This is a genomic window from Gordonia sp. NPDC003585 (assembly GCF_040610755.1).
In the GTDB taxonomy this organism is placed as follows: Bacteria; Actinomycetota; Actinomycetes; order Mycobacteriales; family Mycobacteriaceae; genus Gordonia.
In genome coordinates this window covers 1-15,904 of sequence record NZ_JBEXMX010000023.1, presented here as the reverse complement: position 1 = coordinate 15,904, position 15,904 = coordinate 1, and the positions used below count along the sequence as shown (strand labels likewise).

General features: G+C 65.4%; 16 protein-coding genes and 1 pseudogene. 13 read left to right on the top strand and 4 right to left on the bottom strand.

Features of this window, described 5'->3' with window-relative positions; translation table 11 throughout:
* Nucleotides 1-4 precede the first annotated feature (4 nt).
* Nucleotides 5-316: a hypothetical protein gene (locus ABZW74_RS08450; protein WP_240857116.1), complete on the top strand. Its 312-nt coding sequence runs from the start codon at nucleotides 5-7 to the stop codon at nucleotides 314-316.
* A complete protein-coding gene (locus ABZW74_RS08445; RefSeq protein WP_240857117.1) occupies nucleotides 313-1,251 on the top strand; it encodes a M28 family metallopeptidase in 939 nt (312 codons plus the stop codon). Before ABZW74_RS08450 ends, ABZW74_RS08445 begins: the two co-directional genes overlap by 4 nt.
* A gap of 637 nt (nucleotides 1,252-1,888) precedes the next feature.
* Here ABZW74_RS08445 and ABZW74_RS08440 read toward each other — a convergent pair.
* Complete coding sequence (locus ABZW74_RS08440) at nucleotides 1,889-2,374, bottom strand: PPOX class F420-dependent oxidoreductase (RefSeq protein ID WP_355275556.1); 486 nt, start codon at nucleotides 2,372-2,374, stop codon at nucleotides 1,889-1,891.
* A 94-nt stretch (nucleotides 2,375-2,468) separates the two neighbouring features.
* Between ABZW74_RS08440 and ABZW74_RS08435 the strand changes: the two genes are divergently transcribed.
* The 6 genes from ABZW74_RS08435 (at nucleotide 2,469) to ABZW74_RS08410 (ending at nucleotide 9,590) form a co-directional block, all read left to right on the top strand.
* On the top strand, nucleotides 2,469-2,915 hold the full coding sequence (locus ABZW74_RS08435; protein WP_240857119.1) for a Fur family transcriptional regulator: 447 nt from the start codon (nucleotides 2,469-2,471) through the stop codon (nucleotides 2,913-2,915).
* A 42-nt stretch (nucleotides 2,916-2,957) separates the two neighbouring features.
* Nucleotides 2,958-5,180 carry a catalase/peroxidase HPI gene (katG, locus tag ABZW74_RS08430; RefSeq protein ID WP_240857120.1) on the top strand — a complete coding sequence of 741 codons (2,223 nt, stop codon included), beginning with the start codon at nucleotides 2,958-2,960 and terminating at the stop codon, nucleotides 5,178-5,180.
* 166 nt (nucleotides 5,181-5,346) lie between these two features.
* Complete coding sequence (locus tag ABZW74_RS08425) at nucleotides 5,347-6,600, top strand: GTP cyclohydrolase II (RefSeq protein ID WP_355275554.1); 1,254 nt, start codon at nucleotides 5,347-5,349, stop codon at nucleotides 6,598-6,600.
* Nucleotides 6,600-7,844: a URC4/urg3 family protein gene (locus tag ABZW74_RS08420; RefSeq protein WP_355275552.1), complete on the top strand. Its 1,245-nt coding sequence runs from the start codon at nucleotides 6,600-6,602 to the stop codon at nucleotides 7,842-7,844. The genes ABZW74_RS08425 and ABZW74_RS08420 overlap by 1 nt, the downstream gene beginning before the upstream one ends.
* Before the next feature lie 52 nt (nucleotides 7,845-7,896).
* The gene (gene upp, locus ABZW74_RS08415) at nucleotides 7,897-8,526 is read left to right on the top strand and encodes a uracil phosphoribosyltransferase (RefSeq protein ID WP_355275621.1); all 630 of its coding nucleotides are present in this window, start codon (nucleotides 7,897-7,899) and stop codon (nucleotides 8,524-8,526) included.
* Nucleotides 8,527-8,606: 80 nt separating this feature from the next.
* Entirely contained in the window at nucleotides 8,607-9,590 is a 984-nt protein-coding gene (locus tag ABZW74_RS08410; protein ID WP_355275550.1) for a bile acid:sodium symporter, read from the top strand.
* 9 nt (nucleotides 9,591-9,599) lie between these two features.
* Here ABZW74_RS08410 and ABZW74_RS08405 read toward each other — a convergent pair whose 3' ends face one another.
* Complete coding sequence (locus ABZW74_RS08405; RefSeq protein WP_355275548.1) at nucleotides 9,600-10,334, bottom strand: glucose 1-dehydrogenase; 735 nt, start codon at nucleotides 10,332-10,334, stop codon at nucleotides 9,600-9,602.
* Nucleotides 10,335-10,484: 150 nt separating this feature from the next.
* Here ABZW74_RS08405 and ABZW74_RS08400 point away from each other — a divergent pair, with 150 nt between their 5' ends.
* Together ABZW74_RS08400 and ABZW74_RS08395 are read left to right on the top strand one after the other, a co-directional pair.
* On the top strand, nucleotides 10,485-11,564 hold the full coding sequence (locus ABZW74_RS08400; RefSeq protein WP_355275546.1) for a diacylglycerol kinase: 1,080 nt from the start codon (nucleotides 10,485-10,487) through the stop codon (nucleotides 11,562-11,564).
* Nucleotides 11,565-11,718: 154 nt separating this feature from the next.
* Entirely contained in the window at nucleotides 11,719-12,654 is a 936-nt protein-coding gene (locus ABZW74_RS08395; RefSeq protein WP_240857126.1) for an AraC family transcriptional regulator, read from the top strand.
* A 44-nt stretch (nucleotides 12,655-12,698) separates the two neighbouring features.
* On the opposite strand, the gene ABZW74_RS08390 is transcribed toward ABZW74_RS08395, so the two are convergent.
* The gene (locus ABZW74_RS08390) at nucleotides 12,699-13,358 is read right to left on the bottom strand and encodes a PaaI family thioesterase (protein ID WP_240857127.1); all 660 of its coding nucleotides are present in this window, start codon (nucleotides 13,356-13,358) and stop codon (nucleotides 12,699-12,701) included.
* A gap of 156 nt (nucleotides 13,359-13,514) precedes the next feature.
* Here ABZW74_RS08390 and ABZW74_RS08385 point away from each other — a divergent pair, with 156 nt between their 5' ends.
* On the top strand, nucleotides 13,515-14,342 hold the full coding sequence (locus ABZW74_RS08385) for a crotonase/enoyl-CoA hydratase family protein (protein ID WP_240857128.1): 828 nt from the start codon (nucleotides 13,515-13,517) through the stop codon (nucleotides 14,340-14,342).
* Between the two features lie 6 nt (nucleotides 14,343-14,348).
* On the opposite strand, the gene ABZW74_RS08380 is transcribed toward ABZW74_RS08385, so the two are convergent.
* On the bottom strand, nucleotides 14,349-14,825 hold the full coding sequence (locus tag ABZW74_RS08380; protein WP_355275543.1) for a nitroreductase family deazaflavin-dependent oxidoreductase: 477 nt from the start codon (nucleotides 14,823-14,825) through the stop codon (nucleotides 14,349-14,351).
* Between the two features lie 115 nt (nucleotides 14,826-14,940).
* Here ABZW74_RS08380 and ABZW74_RS08375 point away from each other — a divergent pair, with 115 nt between their 5' ends.
* Both ABZW74_RS08375 and ABZW74_RS08370 read left to right on the top strand, forming a co-directional pair.
* Nucleotides 14,941-15,384: a hypothetical protein gene (locus ABZW74_RS08375; protein ID WP_240857130.1), complete on the top strand. Its 444-nt coding sequence runs from the start codon at nucleotides 14,941-14,943 to the stop codon at nucleotides 15,382-15,384.
* A gap of 17 nt (nucleotides 15,385-15,401) precedes the next feature.
* Nucleotides 15,402-15,904, top strand: a pseudogene (locus ABZW74_RS08370) (ATPase); the annotation flags it as partial.

The following is a 15,904-nucleotide window of genomic DNA, read 5'->3' as shown; positions in this document are numbered from 1 at the left end:
ACCCATGGACGGGTTGAACCAGCGGTGGTGGCACTCCTTCGAGGAGGATCACGACCACGTTCGCGTCTACCGGCCGGATGGTTACGATTTCCCGGCGGCCCGCGGACGCCGCGGCATCGAACTCCATGACGACGGCAGTGTCACCGAGTTCGCCCTCGGGCGCGGTGACGCACCCGAGGCGCACGAGGCGACGTGGTCGGCCGACGCCGACCTCGAGAAGCTGCATATCCACGATGGTTCGGGCGCCATTCGGACCATGCGTCTGGTTCACCTGAGCCCCGAACGGCTCGAACTCGACGTCGGAGAGAGCACATGAGAAACCCGGATACGCTCCCGACAACACCGGTCCTGCATTCATGCCGACAGTCCAGGGGTCGTCGGATCGACGTCGAACTCGCGCACCCCGTGGTCACCGCGCGTGAACGCGACGAGTTCACCACGCAGCTCCTGGGACAGTTGTCGCGCGAGAAGTATCAAGACACGGTCGACACACTCACCGCCCCGCCGACCCGCCATTCGACCCGCCCCGAGTTCACCGCGACACTCTCGGCCGCAGCGGATGTGTTCACCTCGCTCGGGTATACCGTGACCCGCCAGCCGTTCTCGATTCCCGGCGGAGGCGACACAGTGAACTGCATAGCCGATCGCCGGGGGTCGTCGTCGGGTGAACGCGGACTCACGCTGATCACCGCTCATCTGGACTCCGTCAACCGAGGTGGCGCTGCGCTACCGGCTCCCGGTGCCGACGACAACGCGAGCGGCTCGGCGGGCGTGCTCGAACTCGCGCGGGTCCTGTCCACCGAGACCTGGTCCGGCGACCTGCGTCTGATCCTTTTCGGCGGCGAGGAGCAGGGCCTGTTAGGGAGCATCCACCATGTGCGGCAGTTGGACCCGCACGACCGCGCGCGGATAACCGCCGTCATCAACATGGACATGATCGCGCGGCGCAACACAGCGGACCCCGGCGTCATGGTCGAAGGCGGCGAACCCTCGCGAGATCTGATCGACGAACTCGTGGTGGCCGCGGCCACGTGGACCGACCTCGCCGTCACCACCTCCCTCAACCCGTTCGCCAGCGATCACGTCCCCTTCATCGACGCCGGACTGCCCGCCGTGCTCACCATCGAGGCCGACGATTCCGCGAACACCGATGTCCACACCGAGCACGATGTCGTCGCGAAGCTCGACCCCGATCTCGCGATCGAGATCCTTCGCATGAACCTCGCGGTCGCCGCCGGCCATCTGCGCTGATTCGAAGAGTGTGGTGACCAACGCTCTGAACTGGGTAAATGCGACCCTGTCGTCGTTTGATCGGAGGTGCGACGGGCACCCTGTGTCTTGTTGGAGGATCTGTGTGCTGCAGCACACAGGTGAGCCGATTCGACACAGGGTGTGGTCAGAGCGAAGAGTTCGGTGACTAGCGCTCTGACCTGCACATAAGCGTCCACCACCCCACCGCTCGCTGAGGTGCCCGAGGCGCCGGCCGCGGGATACCTCGAAGGACAGGCGAACGGGCCACGTCGGCGAGCCACCGGACCACTGAAAGTAGGGGAAGGTCCTTCCCCTACTTTCTGCCCCTGCTTGTTGAGTCGTCCGCGAGAAAATTCGCGGGGAAGACTCCAGGGATAGGGGACGAGTTTCTTCCCCTACTTTTCGTGGATCATCGTCGCCGCGCCGCGCTCCACGGCCCTCTTCCCGCCTCCACGATCGCCGCCGCAGGCGGCGGGTGGGTCGCTGATCCGAAGAGTTCGGCGACCGCCGCGCTGACCTGGGTAAACGCGGCGGACCGAGTGGTGTCGGGGCTGCAGAAAACAGGGTCTCGCGAGTAGCGGCTTCGAGGCTCGTCGCGCCTCAGCGGCAAAAGTGGAGGTCCTCCCGAGATCCACGATTATCCGTCGGCCGCATCCATTCGCTCGGCGACGTCGGCCGGGAAACCGCCGGTGGCCACCGGCCCCCAGCGCGTCGGGGTGATCCGGATGAGCGATTTGTTCTGCAGTCGCATCGCCGCTCGATACTCGTCCCAGTCGGAGTGCTCGCCCGCGATGCTGCGGAAGTAGTCGACCAGGGCGTCTTCGGCGTCGGGCATGTGCAGAACCTCAGCGTCTCCGTCGACCTGAACCCACCCGCCGTTCCATTCATCGGACAGCACGCACACACTCACCTTTGGGTTGCGCTGGGCGTTTCGGGTCTTCGCGCGGTTCGGGTAGGTCGCGATAACCAGGCGCCCATCGTCGTCGACGCCGCCGGAGACCGGCGATAGTTGAGGGCTTCCGTCGGCGCGAAAAGTGCTGAGCAGCATACGATGTCGGGGTCGGACGAAGTCCAGCAGTTCAGCGAGGTCGACGGTTTCTGAGGTTGCGACGGTGCGAGCCATGCTCTCCACGCTACGCGGCCGCGCATCGCGATCGATCACAAGAAATCTCGGCAAAACCTGAATCACTCCAGAAAACGATGGCATACTGACCGACATGCCCTCAGCAGCCGAGTACGCGGATCTCTTGCGTACCGCAGGTCTGCGCGTGACCCGACCACGCGTCGCGGTGATGGGCGCCGTACACGACCACCCCCACGCCGACACCGACACGATCTGCGGCGCCGCCCGCGCGCATCTCCCCGACGTGTCGCTACAGGCGATCTACGACGTACTCGGTGCCCTCACCACTGCCGGCCTGATCCGGCGCATCCAACCGGCGGGACATGTCGCCCGGTATGAGGCACGAGTCGGCGACAACCATCACCACGTCGTCTGCCGCAATTGCGGCGCCATCGGCGATGTGGACTGCGCGGTAGGCGACGCACCCTGCCTCACCGCATCCCATGACCACGGCTTTGTCCTCGATGAGGCCGAAGTCGTCTACTGGGGCCTGTGCCCCAGTTGTTCGGTAACCGTCAACACTTCGGGATCACAACCGTGATCACAGCCCGAATCACCAACTCCCGAAAGGAAAGTCAAAACCATGGCTGACGAAACCCCCGACCATCCCCCGATCGGAGAAGCGCAGACGGAGGCAGGCGAAAGCGGTTGTCCGATGCACATCAGGCCACCCGTCGAGGGCGGTGGCAACCAGCAGTGGTGGCCCGATCGTCTCAATCTGCGCATCCTCGCTCACAATCCCGACGTCATCCGGCCGCGTGACGCCGACTTCGACTACGACGCCGAACTCGAGAATCTCGATGCGAACGCGCTCGTGGCCGACCTCAAGGCGCTCATGAAGGACTCACAGCCCTGGTGGCCCGCCGACTTCGGCCACTACGGCCCCTTCTTCATCCGGATGTCCTGGCACGCAGCGGGTACCTACCGCGTCGAGGACGGCCGCGGTGGCGCAGGCACTGGAATGCAGCGTTTCGCCCCGCTGAACTCGTGGCCGGACAACGTGAGCCTGGACAAGGCGCGACGGCTGCTGTGGCCGGTGAAGAAGAAGTACGGCAAGGCACTGTCGTGGTCGGACCTGTTGGTGCTGGCCGGCAACGTGGCGATCGAGGACATGGGCCTGCCCACCAAGGGATTCGCGTTCGGCCGGCCCGACGAATGGGAGCCCGAAGAGGTGTACTGGGGTGCCGAATCCACGTGGCTGGGCACCAACCTGCGCTACTCCGGCGAGCGCAACCTGGAGAAGCCACTGGCTGCCACCACCATGGGTCTCATCTACGTGAACCCGGAGGGCCCCAACGCCAGCGCCGACTATCTCGCGGCCGCACAGGACATCCGCGACACCTTCGGCCGGATGGCGATGAACGACGTCGAGACCGCAGCGTTGATCGTCGGCGGCCACACGTTCGGCAAGACACACGGCAACGGTGACGCCGAACTGCTCGGCCCCGAGCCCGAGGCCGCGGGAATCGAAGAGATGGGTCTGGGCTGGATCAACCCGCAGGGCACCGGCAGCGGCAACGACGCCATCACCAGTGGCCTCGAGGTCACCTGGACGCACACGCCCACCAAGTGGGACAACTCGTTCCTGGAGATCCTCTACAGCAACGAGTGGGAGATGTACCACAGCCCGGCCGGTGCCCAGCAGTGGCGCCCGAAGGACAACGGCTGGGCGAACTCGGTGCCGATGGCGCAGGGCGATGGCAAGACGCATCCGGCGATGCTCACCACTGACCTCACCATGCGGTTCGATCCGGCGTTCGGCGAGATCACCCGGCGCTGGCTCGACCATCCGGAAGAACTCGCCGAGGAGTTCTCCAAGGCGTGGTTCAAACTGCTGCATCGCGACATGGGTCCGGCCATCCGTTATCGCGGTCCGCTCGTGCCGACCGAGACCTACGTCTGGCAGGACAACGTTCCCGCCCAGGACGGTGCGGTCATCTCCGATGCGGACATCGATTCGCTGAAGGCTCAGATCCTCGCCTCGGGACTGACTGTCGCACAATTGGTCTCGACGGCGTGGGCCGCCGCATCGACGTTCCGCGGCAGCGACTTCCGTGGTGGCGCGAACGGCGGGCGCATCCGTCTGCAGCCGCAGGTCGGGTGGGAGGTCAACCAGCCCGATGAACTGCGGCAGGTGATCTCGGCGCTGGAAGGCATCGCCGATTCCTTCAACGCAGAGGGCGGCACCAAGGTGTCGTTTGCCGACCTCGTGGTTCTCGGTGGTGTCGCCGCCATCGAGAAGGCCGCCGGAGACGCCGGACTCGATGTGTCGGTGCCTTTCACGCCCGGTCGTACCGACTCGACGCAGGAGTCGATCGACGCCGACTCGTTCGCTCACCTCGAGCCCAAGTACGACGGTTTCCGCAACTACGAGGGCAAGGGCAATGAGCTCTCCGCGGAGTACAACCTGGTCGACAAGGCGAACCTGCTGACGCTGTCGGCACCGGAGATGACCGTCCTCGTCGGTGGCCTTCGCGTGCTGGGAGCCAATTACCAGGCCTCGACGCACGGCGTGCTGACCGACAAGCCGGGACAGCTGACGAACGACTTCTTCGTCAACATTCTCGACATGGCCACCTCGTGGAAGCCGTCGCCGGCCGATGACGGGACCTACGTGGGCACCGACCTCGCGTCGGGCGAGCAGAAGTGGACCGGCACCCGCGCCGACCTGGTGTTCGGGTCGAACTCGGAACTCCGCGCACTCGCCGAGGTGTACGCCGAGGACGACGCCAAGGAGAAGTTCGTGTCGGACTTCATCGCCGCCTGGGACAAGGTGATGACGCTGGACCGCTACGACCTCGCCTGATCCAACTGCCTGATCCAACCGCCTGATCCACCTGGTAGACAACGACGCCCCGCGACCACGTCGCGGGGCGTCGTTGTATCCGGCGCGATCGGCGTTCGATGATTAAGCTGGCGATTTCTCCCCGCACAGCCCGGAGAACGCAGCCACCCACAGTGAGGATCACGCAATGACGAGCTCACAACACCGATCACTCGGGCACATTCGGCTGACCTCGCACAGCGGCGGATTCGACGCCCCTGCCGTCGAGTGGGGTGCGCCGACCGCATCGCAGCGCGGTCCGATCATCGGCACCACCGGCACCCGCGCACACCGCAACGTCATCGGCACGCATAGCGGCTCCTACAGCGTCTATCGGGCGCTCGCGGTGGCCGCCGGGGCGTTGTCCCGCGATCACCGCGCCGACCTCACCAACACCTCGCCCACCGACCTCATCGGCCCGTATCCACAGTGGGGTGACGGTAATGCGATCGTCAGCCTCGACCCGTGGGGTGCGGGCGTCGCCGAGTACTTCCCCGCCGCGATCGCCGACGGCTACGACATCCGGCCCACCATCGCGGTGACCAAGGCCCATGTCATTCTGCCCGAGGTCACCGAGGCCATCGGCAAGGGGCGACTGGTCCCCGATGGCACGGTGCTGCTCGACAACGGCGCTGCGCTCGTGACCAAGGCCGCGGTCGAACCGGTGTGGCACCTCCCGGGCGTCGCGGCCCGATTCGGTTGCAGCGAAGCCGAACTGCGCCGCGTCCTGTTCGAGGAGACCGGCGGCATGTACCCCGAACTCGTCACGCGAGCCGACCTCGAGGTGTTCCTGCCGCCGATCGGCGGCCAGACGATCTACATCTTCGGCGACCCCCGCGACCTGGCCAACCCCGCCGTCGAACTCACCGCCCGGGTACATGACGAGTGCAACGGCTCGGACGTGTTCGGCTCCGACATCTGTACATGCCGTCCATATCTCACTCACGCCATCGAGGAGTGCATCCAGGGCACCCAGCGTGGCGGCGTGGGCTTGGTGGCCTACTCCCGCAAGGAGGGCCGGGCACTGGGTGAGGTCACCAAGTTCCTCGTCTACAACGCGCGGAAACGACAAGAGGGTGGCGACACCGCCGACCAGTACTTCGCGCGCACCGAATGCGTGGCGGGTGTGCAGGACATGCGATTCCAGGAGTTGATGCCCGACGTTCTGCACTGGCTGGGCATCACCAAGATCCATCGACTCGTGTCGATGAGCAATATGAAATACGACGCGATCACCGGATCGGGCATCGAGGTCGGCGAGCGGGTCAACATCCCCGATGAACTGGTCCCGGCCGATGCCCGTGTCGAGATCGACGCGAAGATGGCGGCCGGATACTTCACTCCTGGTCCGGTCCCCGATGCCGACGAGTTGCGCAAGGTCAAGGGTCGGGGGCTGGGGTGATGGGGGCCGTCAACACCGACGTCCATATCGGTCTGCCGACCGCGGTCACCACGTTGCGGTCCACGACCGCGATTCGGCAACGGTCGGGCCAGTTGCTCGAGCGCGCACGCCAGGGCGATTCCCCGTGGTTCATCGTGCAGGACAACATGATTCCCGATGCCGCCGCGTTGGTTGCCGCGACAACCCGACAACGGTATCCCGACCTCGACATTCCCTTCCACAGCCGATGGCGTCACTTCGAAGCGGGTGGGATCGATCGCCTTGCCGGCGTCGGTGACGCGCTCGGGACCGACGCGGTCGATCATGCGCGAGCCCAGATCGACCTCGCGCTCGTGAGTGTGCTGCTCGACGCCGGCGCAGGAGCACAATGGCAGTTTCGGGAGCCGTCGACCGGGCTCGTGCTGCAGCGATCCGAAGGTCTCGGCGTCGCCAGTTGGCATGCATTCTTCGGCGGCCTCTTCTCCGGTGATCCCCGTCGACCCCACCAGGTCGACGCCGACGGCCTGGCAGCGCTCACGGTGGATGGTCTCGGCAACGCCTTCCAGGTCACCGCGGACAACCCGGTCGTCGGCCTCGCAGGTCGGGTGGAACTGCTTCACCGACTCGGGACCGCGATGGCCGCACAACCCGAGACATTCGGCACCACCGCGCGACCGGCCGGGCTCTATGATCGTCTCCGTGCGTCGATGGACGGAACGATTGCCGCCCATGACATCTTGGTCGCGATCCTCGACACACTGGGATCCGTCTGGCCGGCCGACAACGTGCTCGACGGCCACCACCTCGGCGACTGCTGGCACCACCGTGCGGTCAGCGGCACCGGTGACACAGCGGGCTGGATGCCCTTCCACAAACTCTCCCAATGGCTCACGTATTCGCTTCTCGAACCCATTGGCTGGTCAGGCATCGACGTGACCGGGCTCGATGCGCTCACCGGACTGCCGGAGTACCGCAACGGCGGTCTCCTGCTGGACACCGGTGTGCTGCGACTGCGCGACGACGATTGGTCTGCGCAACAGTGGCGGGTCGGCGACGAGATCATCGTGGAGTGGCGTGCACTCACCGTCGCTCTGCTCGATGAACTCGCCGATCATGTGCGCGGCGCACTCGACCAGACCGCGGAGCAGATGCCGCTCGCCTGCGTACTCGAAGGTGGCACCTGGGCGACCGGCCGTGAGCTGGCACAGGGCCTGAGGAGCGGCCTGCCACCGATCTCGATCATCAGCGACGGGACGGTCTTCTGACATGACCATCGAGTCGACCACCCACTTGGCAGCGACGCCGAGGAAGGACGCAATGGGCAGCGTGACCGTCATCGATCACCCTCTCGTACAGCACAAGCTGACGCTGATGCGACGAAAGGAGACTTCCACCAACGACTTCCGACGTCTGCTCAACGAGATCTCCATGCTCATGGCCTATGACGTCCTACACGACATTCCCATGCACGAGATCACCATCGACACGCCTCTCGAGACCACCACGGCCAGCGTGATCGACGGCAAGAAGCTGGTCTTCGCCGCCGTGCTGCGCGCAGGCACCGGGATTGCCGACGGAATGCTGTCGGTGGTCCCGGGCGCACGAGTCGGGCATATCGGGCTGTACCGCGACCCGAAGACCATGGTGGTTGTCGAGTACTACTTCAAGATGGCCAGCGATCTGCACGAGCGCGATGTGGTGATCGTCGATCCCCTGCTCGCGACCGGCCACTCCGCGGTGGCCGCCGTCGATCGCATCAGCGAGTACGGACCCAAGTCGATCAAATTCGTCTGCCTGCTCGCGGCCCCGGAGGGCATCGACGTCCTGCACGGTGCGCATCCGGACATCCCCATCTACACCGCCGCCGTCGACCGCGGGCTCGACGACAACGGTTTCATCCGGCCGGGACTCGGGGATGCAGGCGATCGGATCTTCGGCACGGCGTGACGGCCAGACAACAGGTCACCTCACCAGGGGCTGATGGGGCTCGCACCTGGCCGGGGACACCCGTCACGCACAATGGCGCCATGACCGAATCAGTCGCGTTCGTCGATCGACTCGAACGTGTGCAGGTACCGCTTTATCTGATGGCCATCGTCGTCGGGGTGCTGGTGGGACTCGCGGCGCCGAGGTTCACCGAATCGCTGGACGTGGCCATCAACCCGTTGCTCGCGGCATTGTTGTTCGTGACGTTTCTGCAGATTCCGGTTGCCGACCTGGCAAAGTCGCTGCGCGACAACCGATTCCTCGGCGCGATCGTCGTCGTGAACTTCGCCGTCGTGCCACTGGTCGTATTCGGACTGTCGCAATTCCTTCCCGACGACCTCGCCATCCAGATCGGCGTGCTGCTCGTGTTGCTGTGCCCGTGCGTGGACTATGTGGTCGTGTTCACGGGTCTGGCCGGCGGATCCGCGAGCCGCCTGCTCGCGGCGACTCCCCTGCTCCTGATCATCCAGATGCTGCTCACTCCGCTCTATCTGCTCGCATTTCTGGGGCACGACGCGGTGGACGTGGTTGAACTCGAGCCGTTCGTCGAGGCGTTCGTCCTCCTGATCGTGATACCGCTGGCGTTGGCCTGGGCGACCCAGGCGTGGGCCTCGCGGGCCCGTCCGGGTGCGGTCTTTACGAAAGGCGCCACGGCGACGATGGTTCCGCTCATGATGGCGGTGCTCGCCGTCGTGACCTGTTCGCAGATTCCCCGCGTCGACGAGAACTTCGGTGATCTGGTCGCGATCATGCCGATCTATGCAGCGTTCCTGATCGTGATGGCGTTTGCGGGCATTGCCGTGGCACGCGCCTTCGGCCTCGACGTGGCATCGGCCCGGGCCGTGGTGTTCTCGGGAGCCACCCGCAACTCACTGGTGGTGCTGCCGCTCGCGCTCGCACTGCCCGCCGGGTTCGAGGTTGCCGGCGCGGCCGTGGTGACCCAGACCCTGGTGGAACTCATCGGGATGGTCGCCTACGTGTGGCTGATCCCGGTTCTGCTTCCCGAAACCACCACGAGCGGTTGACCGCTCGTGTCACTTGTGTGGGACATCGGCACTGAGGCCACCGTCCATCACGAACTCGGCACCCGTCGCATACGACGACTCGTCACTCGCGAGGAACACCACGAAGGTCGACACTTCGCTCGACTCGGCTGCCCGCCCCAGCGGCACCTTGACCATGTCCTCGGGCAGCCCCTCGGTCATCGGCGTCCGGATCAGGCCGGGGTGGATCGAGTTGACCCGAATGTTGTGTGGCGCAAGCTCCAAGGCCGCCGACTTCGCCAGGCCGCGCACACCCCACTTGGACGCCACATACCCGTGTGCCCAAGGACTTCCGCGCAGACCCTCCACCGACGACACATTGATGATCGATCCGCCGCCCGCAGCAATCATCGGGTCGGCGACGGTCTGGATACCGATGAAGGTTCCGGTGAGGTTGACGTCGAGGATCTGGCGCCACTTGTCGAGCCGGAACTTCTGCAGGGTGGAGCCGTTCACGATGCCGGCGTTGTTCACGAGCACATTGACCTTGCCGAAGTCGTCGACCGCCGTCGCGACCGCCGCCTGCCAGTCCTCGGGCGAGGTGACATCGAGATGCACATAGCGCGCCGCATCACCGAGTTCGTCGGCGAGCGCTTTGCCCTCATCGTCGAGGATGTCGCCGATCACCACCTTCGCACCTTCGGCCACGAGCGCCCGGGCATGCTCGGCACCCATCCCCCGTGAGCCACCGGTGATCACTGCAACTTTGTCGTCTACGCGTCCCATGGCGAGCAAGAGTACAGCGGTCAGAGCCAAATGAGAACACGTTCTACCGAAGTCGGGGCAAACGTGCTCTACTGATATGGACAGAAGTCCGGACAGCTGTACACCTGACCTCGGTCTTCCGGTCAAACGAGTGCAAGGAGGCACCTCTTCATGTCCGTCGCCACCCCGATTCGTGTCGGCCTCGTCGGCACCGGCAACGCTGGTCGACTCGCCCTGCGTCAGCTCATCGCGGATCCCCGATTCGAACTGACCGCCGTCGGCGTCTCCACCGCCACGAAGGTCGGACAAGACGCAGGCATCCTGGCGGGCGTGGACACCGTCACGGGAGTGCAAGCCACCGAAGGCCTCGACGGCGTGATCGCGTCGAATCCCGACTGTGTTGTGTACTGCGCCATGGGCGACACGCGTCCGATCGAGTCCTTCGACGACGTGCGGCGCCTCCTCGCCGCGGGTATCGATGTGGTCGGGTCGGCCCCCGGTACGTTGCAGTTTCCATGGGGCGTGATGCCCGAGAAGGCAATCACCAAGCTCGAGACGGTGGCGCGCGACAACGACACGAGCATCTTCATCACCGGCGTCGACCCGGGCTTCGCGAACGACCTGATTCCCTTCGCCTTCGCCAGTACGTGTCAGCGGATCGAGCAGATCAGGTGCATGGAGATTGCCGACTACGCGACGTATGACGGCGCAACCGTGATGTTCGACGTGATGGGTTTCGGCAAACCGCTCGACGAAACTCCGATGCTGTTCCTTCCGGGTGTCCTCGGCCTCGCGTGGGGAACCACCATTCGCCAGCTCGCCGCCGGTCTCGGGGTGGAGGTGGACGAGATCGAGGAGATCCACGAAAGTGAGCCCGCTCCTGAGGAATTCGAGATCGCTGCGGGCACGATTGCCAGGGGGAGCCGCGCCGCAGTGCGGTTCGAGATCATCGGCAAGGTGGACGGCAAACCCGTCATCGTCATCGAACACGTCAACCGCTTGCGCGAGGATCTGCGCCCCGACTGGGCGCAGCCCGCGCAACCCGGCGGGTGCTATCGCGTCGAGATCGTCGGCGAACCGAATTATCGGGTCGACATCTGCCCGACCAGCGAGCATGGCGACCACAATCACGCGGCAATCGTGGCAGCAGCGGGCCGGATCGTGAATGCCATCCCCGCGATCATCGACGCCCCCGCCGGGATCCGCACCACCGCCGACCTTCCGTTGGTCACCGGCAACTACACAGGTTGACCCGAGAACTCGAGTTGAATTGGAGAAGGCGAGTGCTGCAGCACTCGCCTTCTACCAATAGGCGCCGGTTTGTCGCGGGTGCCGGCGAGTCCCGCCGGCCGAAAGGGCAAGAACGGTCGGGCCTGCGCGGCCGTTCGAGTCGCATACTCGATGCATGACGCCACCACCGCACGACCGGCTGCGCGAGCTCCTCGACGCTGTCCTCGCCGACGGCAACGACAGTCTCGACGAGATGGCGCGCGACGCGTACTCGTCGTCATTTCACTTCAGCCGCCAGGTGAATCGTGGCGCGGGTGAATCGCCGGTTGCATTGCGCCGGCGGGTGTTGCTCGAACGGGCAGCATGGGGGTTGCAGCGCGAAGAGTCGGTCACCGATGTCGCATTCGCGGCCGGTTACGAATCCGTCGACGGCTTCGCACGCGCCTTCACTCGTGCATATGGCCACAGTCCGAGCCGCATTCCCCCACTCGGCGAGCGCGGCCACTGGCTCGACGCGCCCAACGGCATCCACTTCCATTCCCCGACAGTGCTGTACGTCGACAACGGCACCGCGGTGACCGAGGGTGCCGGGAACGTCACCATGATGATGGTCCGACACGACCTCGACGACACCGCGATACTGCTCGACGCAGCGAAGGCTCTCGACGACACCGAGTACCGACGCAAGCGTCTGCCGGAACATCGTGTGCTCGCCTGGAGCGGACCTGAAGAACGACTGTGCGAGGTCATGTTTCACCTCGTCAGCGACAAGGCTCCGTGGTTGTCGAGTATCGAGGGTAGCGCGATGTCGACCGACACCCGTGACGATGTCGCAGCACTCACCGACCTCCATGAAGACATCGCTGCACGCTGGCTCGCCCTGATCCGGGACATCGACCGCCGTGGCGCATGGCAGGACCGTATCGTCGACGCCCTGTGCGAACCACCCGAGTCGTTCCTGCTGTCGCAGATCGTCGCCCACGTGCTGACGTTTTCCGCACACCGACGACAACTCGTCCGCTGGATGCTGCACGACGCAGGGGTCGACGTCTCCGGACTCGATCCAGACCCGATCATGTGGCACCGCAAGCAATCCGGAGGGTTCCGATGACGGCCGGGCCGCGTTGATCCGTAGCGTTTGACCATTCGGTGAGGTCAGCCCTCACCCACGGACTTGCGGAGTTGCTCGGAAACCCTGCCGCGCGCCCATTTCGGGAGTATGAAGATGCCCTCCGCCTCGGCGCAGACCCCGTCGGCGGTGCTCAGAGTCCCGGTCACGATCGACTTGACCCCCTCCACCCGATCAAGGCTGGCCTGGACCCGCACCTCGCCCAGCGGCGTGCCGCGAACGTAGCGGATGGTCAGGGTCCCGGTCATGCCCGGCGACCCGGCATGCTCGGCAGCCGAACCCAACACCTGGTCGAGGATCATGGCGATCACCCCGCCGTGCACCAGTCCCGCTGGCCCCTCGTACTGTGGGCCTAGCGCGAATTCTGCCCAGCTGCAATCGGTTTCGTGAACGAGCTCCACCGGAGGAGCTAACGGGTTCCGCTCCCCCACCACCGCGTTTCCCCAGGCCCGCTTGGTCGAGTCGGAGTTGAATCGAACCCCGAACGACCCGGGCAGTCGTCGGGCGGACAGGATCGCGGTGGCGGCCTCGATGTGACGCTGCGCGTCGTCGATCGCTGCGTCGTCGACGTCGGTGACGACGGTTGCCGACACGAGATCGCGAACTCGATCGGCAAGCGCTCGCGCTGTGTCGGTGCGGTGCCGCAACTCCTCCGGATCGATGTCCTCCTGGATATAGCCGCTCATACGGGCACTCCTCGTCGCCTCGAGCCGTATCACGCCGACTCACCAACGTCACTGACTCACCAAACCTCACTCGGTTGTAACAGGCCTTCTCGATCGACCGCGCGGGCGGTCCACCCATATGTAGGTCGCCATAGTGCGCCGGGTAGTCTCAGCCGCATGAGTGAACACGCGTGGAAAGCGTTCGAGGTCTCCGTTGCCGACCACATCGCCGAAGTCGCCCTGACCGGGCCGGGCAAGGGCAACGCCATGGGCCCGGACTTCTGGAGCGAGTTGCCTCAACTGTTCGGACAGCTCGACGCCGACGACGACGTCCGCGCGGTCATCCTCACCGGCTCTGGACGACACTTCTCGTACGGACTCGACCTCGTCGCCATGGGCGGCACGTTGTCGTCGGTGCTCGCCGACGGAGCCAAGGCGCGACCGCGGACCGAGTTCCTCGACAGCTTGCGCGGACTGCAGAACGCGATCACCGCGGTCGCCGACTGCCGCAAGCCGGTGATCGCCGCGATCTCCGGGTGGTGCATCGGTGGTGGTGTGGACCTCATCGCCGCTGCTGACATCCGGTATGCCAGCGCCGACGCCAGGTTCAGCGTTCGTGAGGTCAAGGTCGGCATGGTCGCCGACGTCGGCAGTTTGGCGCGTCTGCCGCTCATCCTCAACGACGGCCACCTGCGCGAACTGGCACTGACCGGCAAGGACATCGACGCTGCTCGCGCCGAGAAGATCGGACTCGTCAACGACGTGGCCGACGACCAGGACGCGGTTCTCGCGCTCGCCCGGGAGACCGCCGCCCAGATCGCCACGAATCCGCCCCTGGTGGTGCACGGCATCAAGGCGGTGCTCGACCACACGCGCAGTGCCGCCGTCCATGACAGCCTGCGCTATGTCGCGGCGTGGAACTCGGCATTCCTGCCGAGCAACGATCTGACCGAGGCCATCACCGCAGTCTTCGAGAAGCGCGCACCCGAGTTCACCGGCGAGTAACGCCGCTCAGGTGTGTTCCGCCGGCCGCAGTCGAAACACCGGGATTCGCCGGTCGGTGCGTTGCTCGTAGAGGTCGAAATTCGGCCATACCGCCCTCAACAGTTGCCATGCCTGTTCGCGGTCGGGGCCGTCGAGTTCGGTCGGAACCGCGGTCCAGGATCGTCGGTGCCTCGAGATCTCGACGGTGTCGGCGGCCCGCACGTTGAACACCCACTGCGGCATCTTCGGACCACCGAAGTACGACCCGGCGATCACCCAGTCGTCCCCGTCGGGTACCGCGAGCAGACGAGTCGTCCGGACGACCCCGCTCGATCTGCCGACGACCTCCATGGTGATGTTCGGCAAGGTGGCGATGTCGAGCAATCCCACACGATGCCCGGTGAGCTTCTGTAAAGCGCTGTCACACTTGACGATCTGCGGAAGATAAGTGGGCATCCACGGAATTGATCCGATCTTCACCGCGGTGGCGCGCAACGGGTTCACGGATACCAGTCTGGCATGCGCACGACCGACCGCTGGTCAACCCGACGTTCCACAGCGACTGCCTCCTGTGGATGGAGTTCTCGGGTTGGCGCCCTCAAGCCGTGAGGATCTGTCCATGACATTCACCGAACACACCCCGATTCCGCACATCGACACCGTCACCGAGCCGTTCCACGGCACCGAACAGCTTCGTCAACGTTGGCGAGCTCTGATGGGACCTCTGGGTTTCTCCGAGCGCCTGCTCTGGTTCGTGTTCGTCGACGACGACTGCCGGATCATTCCGGCCGCCAACAAGCTCGACCTGCCCGCCACGCCCGACGCCCGGCTCGCCGACCTCCTGATGAACCGATTGGGCGAGATCGCAACCGTCGACGGATCGGTGTCGGTGGCGTGTTTGCTGACGCGGCCCGGCGTCGACGGGATCAGCACGAGCGACGAGGGTTGGGCGCACATGCTGGCCGAGGCCGGCGCCCGCCATCGCGTGTCCTTGCATCCGATCCACCGCGCCAACGACGCGACCCTCGTGACGATGCCGAAGACGATCAGCGAGGTGGCCTGACACGCTAGCGTCGAGCCATGACTGCAGGCTCGCGCATCATCATCGACGCCGGGCAGACGGGCACGCGCGTACGTGTACACAGGTCCGACGGTCACGACGATCATGATGCCGAGCCGGTGTACACCGATCGGCCCGTCGTGGAGCAGGTCGCCGCCATCGCGCGAACGGTGCTGGCACCCTCGTCGGGCCCGGTGTCGGCACTCGCAGCGGGTGTATCGGGTCTGACACCCGATTACGCACGGCCGGATTCGCTACTCGCGATGGTGTCGGACCTCGGGATCACCGCCGTCGTCCTTGCACACGACTCGGTGTCGGCATATCTCGCCGCGAACCGCTTCGCCGACGGTGTGACCTGCGCGGTCGGCACCGGGGTCGTCGCACTCGGCGTCGGGCCGGCGGGCACGTGGCGCGTCGACGGCTGGGGTCACCTTGTCGGCGATGCCGGGAGCGCGTATTGGATCGGACGGGCGGGGATCGACGCCGCGTTGCGATCGTTCGACGGTCGGACTGAACCCTCACC

Excerpts from the sequence above, each read along its gene's own strand:
- ABZW74_RS08450 (WP_240857116.1), top strand. The coding sequence starts at position 5 with ATGGACGGGTTGAACCAGCGGTGGTGGCACTCCTTCGAGGAGGATCAC.
- ABZW74_RS08445 (WP_240857117.1), top strand. The coding sequence starts at position 313 with ATGAGAAACCCGGATACGCTCCCGACAACACCGGTCCTGCATTCATGC.
- ABZW74_RS08440 (WP_355275556.1), bottom strand. The coding sequence starts at position 2,374 with ATGGCTCGCACCGTCGCAACCTCAGAAACCGTCGACCTCGCTGAACTG.
- ABZW74_RS08435 (WP_240857119.1), top strand. The coding sequence starts at position 2,469 with ATGCCCTCAGCAGCCGAGTACGCGGATCTCTTGCGTACCGCAGGTCTG.
- katG (WP_240857120.1), top strand. The coding sequence starts at position 2,958 with ATGGCTGACGAAACCCCCGACCATCCCCCGATCGGAGAAGCGCAGACG.
- ABZW74_RS08425 (WP_355275554.1), top strand. The coding sequence starts at position 5,347 with ATGACGAGCTCACAACACCGATCACTCGGGCACATTCGGCTGACCTCG.
- ABZW74_RS08420 (WP_355275552.1), top strand. The coding sequence starts at position 6,600 with ATGGGGGCCGTCAACACCGACGTCCATATCGGTCTGCCGACCGCGGTC.
- upp (WP_355275621.1), top strand. The coding sequence starts at position 7,897 with ATGGGCAGCGTGACCGTCATCGATCACCCTCTCGTACAGCACAAGCTG.
- ABZW74_RS08410 (WP_355275550.1), top strand. The coding sequence starts at position 8,607 with ATGACCGAATCAGTCGCGTTCGTCGATCGACTCGAACGTGTGCAGGTA.
- ABZW74_RS08405 (WP_355275548.1), bottom strand. The coding sequence starts at position 10,334 with ATGGGACGCGTAGACGACAAAGTTGCAGTGATCACCGGTGGCTCACGG.
- ABZW74_RS08400 (WP_355275546.1), top strand. The coding sequence starts at position 10,485 with ATGTCCGTCGCCACCCCGATTCGTGTCGGCCTCGTCGGCACCGGCAAC.
- ABZW74_RS08395 (WP_240857126.1), top strand. The coding sequence starts at position 11,719 with ATGACGCCACCACCGCACGACCGGCTGCGCGAGCTCCTCGACGCTGTC.
- ABZW74_RS08390 (WP_240857127.1), bottom strand. The coding sequence starts at position 13,358 with ATGAGCGGCTATATCCAGGAGGACATCGATCCGGAGGAGTTGCGGCAC.
- ABZW74_RS08385 (WP_240857128.1), top strand. The coding sequence starts at position 13,515 with ATGAGTGAACACGCGTGGAAAGCGTTCGAGGTCTCCGTTGCCGACCAC.
- ABZW74_RS08375 (WP_240857130.1), top strand. The coding sequence starts at position 14,941 with ATGACATTCACCGAACACACCCCGATTCCGCACATCGACACCGTCACC.